We start from the raw sequence: 13456 nt of genomic DNA, 5'->3' as shown, positions 1-13456 counted from the left end.
GAAGCACCGAATACTCGGTGCTTTTTTATGTGTTTTTAGCTTCGAATACTTAATTTCTCAAATTCATCGAAGAATGTGGGAAAGGTTTTATCCGTACATTTGGGATCTAAAATCGTGACGGGGGTATCCGATAATGCAATCAACGCAAAGCACATTGCCATACGATGATCATTATAGGTCTCAATTTCGGCATGTTTAAATTGAGAAAGGACAAGTGGTTGAATGCGAATAAAATCTTCACCTTCTTCAACTTCCGCACCGACTTTTCGTAACTCAGTAGCCATTGCAGCAAGGCGATCAGTTTCTTTCACTCGCCAGTTATAAATATTGCGAATAACGGTTTCACCCTTTGCAAATAAGGCTGTTGTGGCAATCGTCATGGCTGCATCAGGAATGTGGTTCATATCCATATCAATGCCATGGAGCTCAGCTTGTTCTGCTTGAATAAAATCTTCACCCCAAGTGATTTTGGCTCCCATTTTTTCTAGCACGTCGGCAAATAGGCGGTCGCCTTGAATGGAATGTTTACCAATTCCTGTCACTTTTACGTTGCCTTTAATCGCGGCGGCTGCGAGGAAATAAGAGGCGGATGAAGCATCACCTTCTACCATATATTTGCCAGGTGAGACATAGGATTGGTTACCTTTCACCTTAAACACTTGATAATGTTGATTTTCAACTGAAACACCAAAATCTTTCATCATCGCGAGGGTGATATTAATATAAGGTTTTGAAACTAAATCACCCACAATATGGATATCTAAATCGCCTTCAGCAAGAGGTGCAGCCATTAAAAGTGCGGTCAAAAATTGAGAAGAAATTGAACCATCAATTTTAACCATGCCACCTTTAATCCCTTGATTAAGAATCGCAAGCGGTGGGTAACCGTCATTTTCTAAATAACGAACATTGGCACCCGATTGAAGAAGCGCATCCACCAAATGTTTGATTGGACGCTCTTTCATACGAGGTTCACCAGTCAAAATGACTTCGCCTTCAGTGTTACCTTTTAAACAAAGTGCAGCCGTTAAAGGGCGCATGGCTGTGCCGGCATTGCCGAGAAACAGTGATAAGCCATTTTCAACCTGAAACGCGCCACCTAAGCCCTCAACTTCGCAGCAAGTTTTGTCTTCAGATAGTTGGTAATTCACCCCTAAAGCTTTGAGGGCGTTTAACATATGGCGAATGTCATCACTGTCTAATAGGTTAGTGACGGTTGTGGTGCCTTTAGCCAATGCTGCTAATAATAATGCACGGTTCGATAAACTTTTCGAACCCGGTAAGTTGATTTCACCTTCAATACGAGAAATCGGCTCTAAGGTGATAGCTTTCATTACAAGACCACCGTTTTGTTTTTATATACAAAAATACGATCATGTAAGGCAAGATCAAGCGCACGGCTTAATACTGTTTTTTCCACATCTCTGCCTGCACGCATCATGGCATCGGCGGAGTAAGTGTGATCCACATTAATCACGTTTTGCATAATGATCGGACCTTGATCTAATTCATTATTAATAAAGTGGGCTGTTGCACCAATAATTTTGACACCGCGTTCATAAGCTTGCTGATAGGGTTTTGCACCAATAAATGCGGGTAAGAATGAATGGTGAATATTAATCACACGATTTGGATAGCGCGCCACGAATTCTGGATTTAATACACGCATATATTTAGCTAAAACAATATAATCAGGTGCATATTCATCAATTTTTTCAGCAAGTAATTTATCGTGTTCCACACGCGTGAGCCCTTCATGGCTGACACAATGGAATGGAATATCGAAGCGTTCAACTAATTCACGTAAATTATCGTGATTGCCAATTACAGCCGCAATTTCTACGTCTAACGCACCGTAGTAATTTTTCATTAAAATATCACCTATGCAGTGCGCTTCTTTGGTCACTAAAATTACGATACGTTTACGTTTAGCGCTGATTAGGCGGCAATTTGTCCCCGCTGGCAAACTATAATTTAAGTCAGCTAATAAGGTTTCTTCGTTAAAAATGCCTTCCAATTCGGTACGCATAAAGAAATGCTTTGTTTCGAAATCAACGAACTCATTATTATGAAGGATATTTAATTGATGTTTGTAACAAATATTGGTGATTTTGGCGATTAAGCCTTTATCATCAGGACAGTCGGTTAGTAATATTTTCTTTTCTAACATAATGAATATTTTGCAAGATAAATAAAAAAAGAGAACCCATAAAAATGGGTTCTACATAGTTGATAATGAAATTAGATTTCGAAAGAAGCTAAAGAGGCACCTTTATCTAAGGCCTTTTGAATCACACGAGGTGTACGGCCTTGACCAGTCCATGTTCTTTCTTGACCCGTTTCATCAGTATATTTGTATTTTGCTGGGCGAGGTTCACGTTTTTTACGAATTGAAGACGGTGCAATACCAATAATTGCCGTTAATTCTTCTGCCGTGATGCCTTCTTGTTTAATTAATTCTTTATATTTTGCGATACGTGCGCGACGTTCTTGTTCAGCTTGTTCAATTTCAGCTGCTTGAGCGCGTTTTTCTTCAACAGCAGCTTGTAATTTTAAAAGTGAGTTTTCGGCTTGTTCTAGTGTTAAATCGCGTACAGCAGCGCGTAAACTACGAAGGTTCGTTAAACCTTTTGTTAATTCGTTCATTATTACCCCTTTATATGTGTGAATGCTTAATTATTTTCTAGATATATATAATAGCGAAAATAATATATTTGGTAAATATGAATTAGCCTAAATACGGAAACTAATTGGTCGGATGTCATCATATTTTACTGTATAAAGTTGATTGTTTTTCCATGTTATTGCAAACGTTTGCTTATAAAACAACTTAACAAAGTCTTAACAACCTCATTAGAAACTTTAAATTAAAAAATAGATTTAGGGGAAAGTATAAGATTTTATTGGTAATTTCATTCATTTTAATGTAATCTCTCACCATCCTATACAACAGTAGAGGTGCGGTCATTATGAGTATTTTCCTGGAGTGGATAGCGTTGAAGGGAAAGGAAAGGAATGATTGCCGAAATCGAATAGGCGTCATCTTATTCGGTTGGTCACGTCTTCGAAAGGAACGTGACTGTCATAGTTTTTGTGTATTAACTATGGAGCGCTACGGTTCGGTCTGGTCATAATTGTGTCTTTTCTTGCCGTTGTCTCCATTAAATTATTAGGTATAACTTAATGGAACTAGTCGATTATTCTTCATCTATTTATTCAATTATACCCGCATTACTTGCGATTATTTTAGCAATTGCAACTCGTCGGGTTTTGGTGTCCCTCAGTGCAGGGATTATTGTCGGTGCGTTAATGTTGGTTGATTTCAACCCATTGAATGCACTTATTTATTTAAAAGATAATGTTGTGGCATTAGTTTATAGTAGCGAAGAAGGCATGAATTCAAATATGAATATCGTGTTTTTCTTAGTTTTACTTGGCGTATTGACCGCACTTTTAACTGTGTCAGGCAGCAACCGTGCGTTTGCTGAATGGGCACAAAATAAAATTAAAGGTCGTCGCGGTGCGAAATTATTAGCGGCATCTTTAGTGTTTGTGACATTTATCGATGATTACTTCCACAGTCTTGCTGTCGGTGCGATTGCACGTCCAGTTACTGATCGTTTCAAAGTTTCTCGTGCAAAATTAGCGTACATTCTTGATTCTACTGCTGCACCAATGTGTGTCATGATGCCAGTATCAAGCTGGGGGGCATACATTATTACTCTTGTAGCAGGTTTATTGGCGACGTATTCTATTACCTCTTATACCCCAATGGGCGCATTCGTTGCTATGAGTTCAATGAACTACTATGCGATCTTCTCATTATTAATGGTATTCTTTGTGGCCTATTTCTCATTTGATATTGCATCAATGGCACGTCATGAAAAATTAGCCATGGAGCGCGATTATAAAGAAGAAGTCATTGAAGGTGTGAAAGGTAAAGTTCGCAACTTAATTTTACCAATTTTAGTCTTAATTACCGTCACTGTTTTTATGATGATTCACACAGGTAGTGAGGCCTTAGCGGCAGATGGAAAACCATTTAGCCTCTTAGGTGCATTTGAAAATACGACAGTAGGTATTTCGCTTGTTGTTGGTGGTTCAAGTGCGGTTGCTATGTCAACATTATTGATTATTCTTGAGCGTCAAGTTTCTTTACAAGAATACGGAAAAGCATGGATTGCCGGTATTAAATCTATGTTAGGTGCAATTGCAATCCTATTCTTTGCGTGGACAATCAATAAAGTGGTGGGTGATGCACAAACCGGTAAATACTTATCTTCTTTAGTGAGTGGCAGCATTCCAGTTCAATTTTTACCAGTGATTTTATTTATTCTTGGTTCAGCAATGGCATTCTCAACAGGGACAAGCTGGGGGACATTTGGCATTATGTTACCAATCGCTGCGGCAATGGCGACTAACTCAGCACCAGAATTATTACTTCCTTGTTTGTCTGCAGTTATGGCAGGCGCGGTATGCGGCGACCACTGTTCACCGGTTTCGGATACAACGATTCTGTCGTCAACTGGGGCAAAATGTAACCACATGGATCACGTCACCACCCAATTACCTTATGCGGCAACTGTTGCGACAGCAAGTGCTGTGGGCTACATTGTGGTAGGCTTTACAGAATCAGGTTTAGCTGGATTTGTGACAACAGCAGTTGTTTTAGTAGCTTTAGTGTTTATCGTGAAAAAACGTTAAGCATAAACGTGAAAAAGAAAGGGCGTACTGTGTGGTACGCCCTTTTTGTATTTACTGTGAAAATTAGAGTAATGGACTAAACAAGAAAAATAACCGCTCGATGATTCGATGATAGAAAGGACGATTGAGCCATTCTTGCATATCGAGTGCGGAGGAATTCGCTAAATAATTCTCATGGAGTGTGGCCACTTCATTGGCAAAATTACGATCTTCTACGGCAACGGTGATTTCAAAGTTAAGCAGAAAACTGCGTAAATCCATATTTACCGTACCAACGAGTGCAAGCTTGTTATCGATTAACACACTTTTTGTATGGAGAAGTCCTGCTTCAAAATGATAAATTTTTACACCCGCTTCGAGTAAATCATCAAAGAATGTTCGACTCGCCCAACGAACCATCAAGGAATCATTGTTCTTAGGTAAAATGAGCGTGATATCAACACCTCGGAATGCGGCAATGCGTAATGCTTCAGCAATATTGTGACTTGGCACAAAGTAAGGTGAAGTGATCACAATACTTTCTCTTGCAGCATAAATGACTGTTGCAAGAGATTGAGCTATTAAATCATCTGGGAATGCGGGACCACTCGCAATCACTTGCACAGAATGGGTGTCGTTATCGTCAATTTCCACAAGTGGACAATTTGGCAATAAAAGAGGTAATTCTTCCATGGTTTCAATTTCCCAATCCCAAGCATGTAAGCTGTTTAAAATCGGTGAAACAGGACCGTTGATTCGCACCATCACGTCTATCCAATTGCCTACGTTGCTGTCTTGTTTGAAGAAATTTGGGTCCACCATATTCATACTGCCTGTATAGGCAATTTGATTATCAATGATGATGATTTTACGATGTTGACGTAAATCAATTCGGCTGAAGAACATCCGGAATAAATTTACATGTAGCGCTTCGGTAATTTCAATGCCTTTTTCTCGCATTTCTTTACAAACAGGGCTTTTCAAAAAAGCATTACTGCCAACGGAATCGAGTAAAAGACAAACTTTAACTCCACGTTGCACGGCCTCTTCTAAGGCTTGTTTCACTTCATTAATCATGCCATCATTGCTCCAAATATAGAACACCATATTAATGGAATGATGTGCTTGTTGAATATCACGAATGATACTTTGAATGATGCTTTCTGGCGTGTCGAGAATATGTAATTCATTACCTCGAATGTTCGGAATACCTAAGCGGTGGTGGACTAGTTTAAATAAAGCACGATAACGAGGATCCTGGGAATGTGTAACCAGATCTTTTTGTTCTGACAGTTGCTGAAGCCATTGGGTATATTTAGGTTTTAACAATTGAAAGGCTTTGGCTCGGCGCGTACCTAGTTTAATCTCACCAAAAATTAAATAAGCAATGACGCCAATCAGTGGCACAAGGTAGATAATCATCAGCCATGACAACGTAGCAGAAACCGCTTGTTTTTTGACGAGTAAACGCAAGGTGACAGAAATAACTGCTACCCAAATTAACACGGGAATAATATAAACCAGTATAATATGTTCAAAACTCATTAATTTTTGACCGCACTTATGAAATTAGACATTATTTATCAGACCGATGATTTTATCATTATTTATAAGCCTTGTGGGATAAGTGTGCATAAAGATCAGAGTGAAATTGGTTTAACCACTTTGCTTGCTGAGCAGTTTAGCGTGCCACAAGTCTGGCTTGTACATCGGTTAGATAAAGTGACATCTGGTTTACTCATTTTGGCATTGAATGCTGAAAGTGCGGCTGAATTTTTCCGACTTTTTTCTGAACATCATATCCAAAAGACTTATCTTGCACTCAGCAATCAAAAGCCAAAAAAGAAGCAAGGATTGATTGTCGGCGATATGCAAAAAGCTCGTAATGGGGCTTGGAAACTTTGCCAATCGAAAGAAAATCCCGCAATTACGCGTTTTGAAAGTGTAAGTTGTGAGCCCAATTTACGGTTATTTATCTTAAAACCACAAACCGGTAAAACCCATCAATTGCGTGTTGCGATGAAAAGCTTAGGTAGCCCGATTTTAGGCGATGCGCTTTATGGCAAAAAGACGGAAAAAATTGACCGCACTTATTTACACGCCGCAAGATTGCAATTTGAATTTAAAGGTCAGGCATTTGATGTGTTTATCCCTCCGAAAGAAGGGGAGTGGTGGCATCGTGAAGGTGTCATGTCTCAGATTCAAAAAATAGGCTCAGCAAGTGCTGAGCCAAAGATATAAACATTATTGATTATTTCGCTAATCCGATACCCGTATAGCCACGTTCACGCATGGTCGCTTCTTTTGATTTACGAATTAAGGTTTCAATTGTCATGCCTTGCACGAGAATTGAAAATGCCACAACTGCATACGTCATACCTAAAATAAGATCGCGAACATCCATTTCTAATCCTTCAATATAAAATTGATCACTTGGAATAGAAAGCGCCATAGCGAGCGCTAATCCGCCTCGTAATGCGCCCCAAGTGAGAACTTTCATGGTGTAAGGGTTGTATTTACGGTAGCGTTTCATGACTTGGAATGGTAACCAAACACTTGCATAGCGACAGATTAAACACACTGGAATAGCAAGGAAAATTAAGATTAACCCTTGCCAAGAGACATGAATCAATAAAATTGCTAAACCGATCAAGATGAAGAGTAAGGAATTGAGAAAATGATCGATCATTTCCCAAAAGTGATCTAAATAGCGTTGGCTTTGTTGAGAAAAGCCAGTGTATCTTGTCCAGTTACCAATTAAAATTCCCGCGACAACCATGGCTAATGCACCTGAGACGTGTAAGAGATTAGCCAGCATAAAGCCCGCAGTAGGTACGATTAAGGTCAAAAGAATTTCTAACGAACCATCATCGGTGGCTGAAATCAGATAATGGGCGAAGAGACCTAAAACCAATCCAAATGCAATCCCGCCTAAAGCTTCTTTAAAAAATAAATGGAGAATGCCGCTTGCTGTCGGTTCATGACCGCCAAATGCGACAGCAAAAACCGTAGTGAAAATTACCAAGCCAATCCCATCATTAAAAAGTGATTCGCCTTCCACTTGCATAGATAAGCGTTTTGGTGCTTTTAAGTTTTTGATAATGGCAAGTACGGCAATCGGGTCATCAGGCGATATGAGTGCACCAAATAAGATGCAGTAAATTAAATCAATATGCCAACCGAAAAGTAAAGCTACGCCATAAAGTAGAAAACCAATAAAAAAGGTAGAAGCAAGCGTTGAGAACAGAGCAAAAGTGGTAATTTCCCATTTTTGATTGTTTAAGACTGGAAGTTTAATGCCCAAGGCGCCAGCAAAGAGTAAAAAGCCTAAAATCCCGTTCAATAAGAAATCTTTAAAATCAATGCGTTCGATAACGCGTGTTGCAATGTCATCCAAATTAAACCAGCCGAAATATCCCAATAACACCAGGAAAAGCGAGCCTGCCATAGAAGTGGCAGTGATGGCGATGGTATATTGGATATTATCGTTCAGTTTTCGTGTGATAAAACTGATAAGAATGGCTATTGTGGTGAGAAAACACAAGTAAGTATAAATATTCATAAAATGATCCGAGTAAAGTAATAAAAGCGCCGCCAGTATAAGCAAGTTACTTTTATTTATAAAGTGCGTTTTTAGGAAAAATTTTAATGAGAAAGAAGGGTAAAATTCATTTGATTGTAACTGAAGCGTAATCACATTAATAGGCGTAACTTCTTCCATTACAGAGGAAAAGTGCGGTTAAGATTTCAATTATTTTGTATAATAGACTCAATTTTTCACATTAGGAACAAAAATGAAATTTATCTCTTTTAATATTAATGGTTTACGTGCCCGTCCTCATCAACTTGAAGCAATTATTGAAAAATACCAACCAGATGTGATTGGTTTACAAGAAATCAAAGTAGCAGATGAAGATTTTCCTTATGCAATTACTGAAAATCTGGGCTATCACGTTTTTCATCACGGGCAAAAAGGCCACTATGGTGTAGCACTATTAACTAAACAAGAACCGAAAGCGGTACGTCGTGGTTTTCCAACAGATAATGAAGATGCGCAAAAACGCATTATTATGGCGGATTTAGAAACGCCATTTGGTTTGTTAACAGTAATTAATGGCTATTTCCCACAAGGCGAAAGCCGTACACATGAAACTAAGTTTCCGGCAAAAGAAAAATTTTATGCGGATCTTCAACGCTATTTAGAGCAAGATCACGATAAAGCCAATCCGGTTTTAATTATGGGGGATATGAATATCAGTCCAACTGATTTAGATATTGGCATTGGTGATGAAAACCGCAAACGTTGGTTGCGTACCGGTAAATGTTCATTCTTACCCGAAGAGCGTGAATGGTATCAACGTTTATACGATTATGGATTGGAAGATACGTTCCGCAAATTAAATCCAACAGTCAATGACAAGTTTTCGTGGTTTGATTATCGCTCAAAAGGTTTCGATGATAACCGTGGATTACGTATCGATCATATTTTAGTGAATCATCAATTAGCAGAGCGTTGCGTGGACGTTGGCATTGCATTGGATATTCGTGCGATGGAAAAACCATCCGATCACGCACCAATCTGGGCAGAGTTTAAATAGGAAAGCAGCATGGATATGGCAAATTGGCAGAATTATCGTTCGCAAGTGAATGGCATGCCAGCCGTGTTTACCGCAAATATTGAAGATTTAGATGTTTATCATGGTAAACATCTCAGTAAGGTTGTGCAATTTACCGTGCCTTATCAGGGAGATGAGGACGGTTTACCAAATGAAGACGAATATGAAAAATTGATTAATCGTCTTTTTAAAATTCTTGCACAATTGACCGCACTTCCGAATGTTTTTTTTGCTGGGCACTTTATTTGTAACCATCAGGCAAAAATGCATTTCTATTGTGAACACGATGCTTTGCTTAAAGAAACCCTTCAACAACTCGATTTTGTCTCAGAAATCAATGTGCAGGATGATCCCAATTGGGATACTTATTTCGATTTCTTATTGGCTTCGCCATTGGAAATGAAATTAAATGCGACAGAAGAGATTTTAAGTATGCTAAATAGCAAGGGGCGCAATTTAAGCGATACTTATTTGATTGAGCATACTTTTCATTTTGACGAAGAAGAAAAAATGTTCCCATTTATGGATGAACTCACACTTGGAAAAGTGTCTTTTAGTACGTTGAAATATTCAAGCCAAGCGATTCAAACAGAAGAAGATGAACATCCTTATTTCATGGTGAAATTGGAACAAGAGCTTCAATTAGATAGTAATGAGATTTTCGAATGGGTAGAGCGCTTTGAAAAGTTAGCTACAGAGTTTTCCGGTGATTATATCGGCTGGGAATGTGATAATTTAATCGATGACCGTTCATCATTAAATTAGTTTGATAATTCATCAAACTAGCATTGATTCGATAAAAATAAAGCCCATCAACATGATGGGCTTAAATTCTTTTGGCTACTAATTTAGAATTCGTAAAAGGAGACAAACGAAAGCTAAACCAAAAGAGAAATTTGGCTCCTCCTGCGGGACTCGAACCTGCGACATATGGATTAACAGTCCACCGTTCTACCGACTGAACTAAGGAGGAATAAATTTGGTATCACAAAGAATAGGCGCGCATTTTAATGAGCTTGCAATACCTTGTCAAGAAAAAATCTATATTTTTTAGCACGTAATACATCAAATCATTGTAATGATAAACACTCACACATGTCCCCTTTATTGATCCTATAACCTTTTACAATTCTTTACAAAAAGAGCAATATTCTTATTCTTACTTTTATGGCAGAATACGCCGATTTTGTTTTAAATTTAGCCTTGTTAAAACAAAATAAAAATAATTCAGTAACCCACAAATAAATTTCAACAACTTAAAGATTACCCTATGAACAACATTTTTAAAATTATTTGGAACAAAACTACTCAACGTTTAGAAGTTGTATCAGAATTGGCAAAAGGTGCTGTAAAAGCATCTTCCAGTACTCAAACGAAAACAGTGATAACAAAACAATTATTCAAACTCACTGTTTTATCAGTTTGTTTAAACTATTCAAATTTATCCATTGCCGCAGAGAAAATTATTGTAAATGGCATAAATTTTAATGACAAATTAATTGCTATCGGTGGTGATGGCGGTGATGACCGTAATCAAAAAGGAGTTCAAGTTGGAAATTATGCAGGTATCCCTGGTAATAAACAAATTGCAATTGGACATGATCATATTGTCGCAGCAGGTAATAACAGTATTCTGATAGGTTCTAACTATAATTCTCGCCCTGGAGGAACAACTGGAGTAAACACAATAGCAATTGGTCCTGGAGCTCAAGCTATTGGGCGTAACACTCTAACGTTAGGAGCAAATAGCGGTAGCGGTAGTGGCTATAATGGCTATGACGATGCTGTTTTTCTTGGTTCACATTCAAGAATCAGCTCTAAAGGGCAAGGTCAAACTCAAACAGATGAGGAACTTAAAGCCCTTGAGAAAACATATACTGATGCTGTCGTAACATATAACAAGTCTGGGACAGATACTAACTTAAATAAAGTAATTGCAGCTGGTAAAGCCATTAACAATGTCGCATTAAATAAAGTAGATGCAATGACTATAAAATCTAATTCTAATACAAATAATAAATTTAATGTAACAGAAAGCACTATAACTCCCCTTAATGAATCAAAAGATAAAACAACAGTTTCCATCCTCTCTATAGGAGGAGAAAATGGCGATAACAAAATGTATCGCCAAATCCAAAATGTGGCTGCAGGTCGTATGTCAGCTGATAGTTTCGATGCTGTAAATGGATCACAACTTTACTATGTGAGAAATTATACTGGTTGGAATATTGGCCACAACTCAAATAATCAAGAGACAGTAACTGGCCGCGTAAATAACGATCACACTGTTATTTTTAAAGCAAACGATAATTATGTAAACGTATCAACGACTTTAGACTCCACGAATAAAAGTACCGTTAACATTGGCGTAAATACCAGTGACATTAGTGTAACTAAAGATAATGGACGTATTACAGCTGTAGCAGCCAATAATCCAACAAATACAGTTGAAACAAATACAGTTGCAACAGCTACAAGTGTAAGAACAGCATTAAATGCATTCAATGAAGTTAAAGCTGATAAAAACACAAAATTTACCATTAATGCAGGAAACGATAAGGTAAAAGATTTAACCTTAGGGAATGATGGTACTGTTAATTTTAAAGCCGAAGATGGATTAGAAGTTGAAGCTAAAAATGATGCTGTAGTTTATAAATTAAATGCAGAATCAAAACAATCAATTGCTGATGCTAAAGCTGCAGCTACAACCGTAACTAATAAACTTAACGAGATCAATCAATCTGTTAAACGTGCAGAAACCGCTGCGGGTAAGGCAGAGGCTGCGAAGACTGCGGCAGAGACGGCTAAAGCTGGAGCAGAATCAGCGAAGACAGCTGCTGTAACAGCTCAAGGTAAAGCCGAAGCAGCTCAAGGCAAGGCAGAAGCAGCCCAAGGTAAAGCTGAATCGGCTCGTGATGAAGCAATCACCGCTAAAGATGCTGCTGTAACAGCACAAGGCGAAGCTGAAAAAGCACAAGGTAAAGCTGAATCGGCTCGTGATGAAGCAATCACCGCTAAAGATGCTGCTGTAACAGCACAAGGTGAAGCTGAAAAAGCACAAGGAAAAGCCGAAGCAGCTCAAGGCAAGGCAGAAGAAGCCCAAGATAAAGCTGAATCGGCTCGTGATGAAGCAATCACCGCTAAAGATGCAGCTGTAACAGCACAAGGCGAAGCTGAAAAAGCACAAGGTAAAGCTGAATCGGCTCGTGATGAAGCAATCACTGCTAAAGATGCTGCTGTAACAGCACAAGGTAAAGCCGAAGCAGCTCAAGGCAAGGCAGAAGCAGCCCAAGGTAAAGCTGAATCGGCTCGTGATGAAGCAATCACCGCTAAAGATGCTGCTGTAACAGCACAAGGCGAAGCTGAAAAAGCACAAGGTAAAGCTGAAGCGGCTCGTGATGACGCAATCACCGCTAAAGATGCTGCTGTAACAGCACAAGGTGAAGCTGAAAAAGCACAAGGTAAAGCCGAAGCAGCTCGTGATGAAGCAATCACCGCTAAAGATGCTGCTGTAACAGCACAAGGTGAAGCTGAAAAAGCACAAGGTAAAGCTGAAGCGGCTCGTGATGACGCAATCACCGCTAAAGATGCTGCTGTAACAGCACAAGGCGAAGCTGAAAAAGCACAAGGTAAAGCCGAAGCAGCTCAAGGCAAGGCAGAAGCAGCCCAAGGTAAAGCTGAATCGGCTCGTGATGAAGCAATCACCGCTAAAGATGCTGCTGTAACAGCACAAGGTGAAGCTGAAAAAGCACAAGGAAAAGCCGAAGCAGCTCAAGGCAAGGCAGAAGCAGCTCGTGATGAAGCAATCACCGCTAAAGATGCTGCTGTAACAGCACAAGGCGAAGCTGAAAAAGCACAAGGTAAAGCCGAAGCAGCTCAAGGCAAGGCAGAAGCAGCTCAAGGCAAGGCAGAAGCAGCTCAAGGCAAGGCAGAAGCAGCCCAAGGTAAAGCTGAATCGGCTCGTGATGAAGCAATCACCGCTAAAGATGCTGCTGTAACGGCACAAGGCGAAGCTGAAAAAGCACAAGGAAAAGCCGAAGCAGCTCAAGGCAAGGCAGAAGCAGCCCAAGGTAAAGCTGAATCGGCTCGTGATGAAGCAATCACCGCTAAAGATGCTGCTGTAACAGCACAAGGTGAAGCTGAAAAAGCACAAGGAA

At 39.3% G+C, this 13456-nt stretch carries 10 protein-coding genes, 1 tRNA gene and 1 riboswitch; of the genes, 5 read left to right on the top strand and 6 right to left on the bottom strand.

Annotated features, from left to right (window positions below):
* Positions 1–35 precede the first annotated feature (35 nt).
* The 3 genes from aroA to DPV97_RS08565 all read right to left on the bottom strand — a co-directional run bounded on the left by aroA (position 36) and on the right by DPV97_RS08565 (position 2646).
* On the bottom strand, positions 36–1334 hold the full coding sequence (gene aroA / locus DPV97_RS08575) for a 3-phosphoshikimate 1-carboxyvinyltransferase (protein ID WP_111382957.1): 1299 nt from the start codon (positions 1332–1334) through the stop codon (positions 36–38).
* Positions 1334–2170 carry a formyltetrahydrofolate deformylase gene (gene purU / locus DPV97_RS08570; protein ID WP_070590825.1) on the bottom strand — a complete coding sequence of 279 codons (837 nt, stop codon included), beginning with the start codon at positions 2168–2170 and terminating at the stop codon, positions 1334–1336. Before purU ends, aroA begins: the two co-directional genes overlap by 1 nt.
* Positions 2171–2241: 71 nt before the next feature.
* Complete coding sequence (locus DPV97_RS08565; RefSeq protein ID WP_070590822.1) at positions 2242–2646, bottom strand: H-NS family histone-like protein; 405 nt, start codon at positions 2644–2646, stop codon at positions 2242–2244.
* A gap of 299 nt (positions 2647–2945) precedes the next feature.
* Positions 2946–3123, top strand: a riboswitch (Lysine riboswitch).
* Positions 3124–3183: 60 nt separating this feature from the next.
* On the opposite strand from DPV97_RS08565, the gene DPV97_RS08560 reads away from it, so the two are divergent.
* A complete protein-coding gene (locus tag DPV97_RS08560; protein ID WP_049368836.1) occupies positions 3184–4704 on the top strand; it encodes a Na+/H+ antiporter NhaC family protein in 1521 nt (506 codons plus the stop codon).
* 63 nt (positions 4705–4767) lie between these two features.
* On the opposite strand, the gene cls is transcribed toward DPV97_RS08560, so the two are convergent.
* Positions 4768–6228 carry a cardiolipin synthase gene (gene cls, locus DPV97_RS08555; RefSeq protein ID WP_111382955.1) on the bottom strand — a complete coding sequence of 487 codons (1461 nt, stop codon included), beginning with the start codon at positions 6226–6228 and terminating at the stop codon, positions 4768–4770.
* Between the two features lie 18 nt (positions 6229–6246).
* On the opposite strand from cls, the gene DPV97_RS08550 reads away from it, so the two are divergent.
* Positions 6247–6924, top strand: a complete 678-nt coding sequence (locus DPV97_RS08550; RefSeq protein WP_111382953.1) for a TIGR01621 family pseudouridine synthase — start codon at positions 6247–6249, stop codon at positions 6922–6924.
* A gap of 10 nt (positions 6925–6934) precedes the next feature.
* Here DPV97_RS08550 and DPV97_RS08545 read toward each other — a convergent pair whose 3' ends face one another.
* A complete protein-coding gene (locus DPV97_RS08545; RefSeq protein ID WP_111382952.1) occupies positions 6935–8245 on the bottom strand; it encodes a cation:proton antiporter in 1311 nt (436 codons plus the stop codon).
* Positions 8246–8477: 232 nt separating this feature from the next.
* Here DPV97_RS08545 and xthA point away from each other — a divergent pair, with 232 nt between their 5' ends.
* Positions 8478–9281 (top strand): exodeoxyribonuclease III, encoded by an 804-nt coding sequence (gene xthA / locus DPV97_RS08540; protein ID WP_070712645.1) that lies wholly within the window; start codon positions 8478–8480, stop codon positions 9279–9281.
* A 9-nt stretch (positions 9282–9290) separates the two neighbouring features.
* Positions 9291–10064 (top strand): TIGR01619 family protein, encoded by a 774-nt coding sequence (locus DPV97_RS08535; protein WP_070712642.1) that lies wholly within the window; start codon positions 9291–9293, stop codon positions 10062–10064.
* 132 nt (positions 10065–10196) lie between these two features.
* Here the strand turns inward: DPV97_RS08535 and DPV97_RS08530 are convergent.
* Positions 10197–10272 (bottom strand) — tRNA-Asn (locus DPV97_RS08530).
* A 297-nt stretch (positions 10273–10569) separates the two neighbouring features.
* On the opposite strand from DPV97_RS08530, the gene DPV97_RS08525 reads away from it, so the two are divergent.
* The coding region (locus tag DPV97_RS08525) for an ESPR domain-containing protein (protein WP_111382950.1) at positions 10570–13456 on the top strand (2887 nt) is incomplete at its 3' end.

Source organism: Haemophilus parainfluenzae (assembly GCF_003253005.1).
In the GTDB taxonomy this organism is placed as follows: domain Bacteria; phylum Pseudomonadota; class Gammaproteobacteria; order Enterobacterales; family Pasteurellaceae; genus Haemophilus_D; species Haemophilus_D parainfluenzae_M.
Note: the sequence above shows the minus strand (reverse complement) of the source record. Positions and strands in the feature narration are given on the sequence as shown.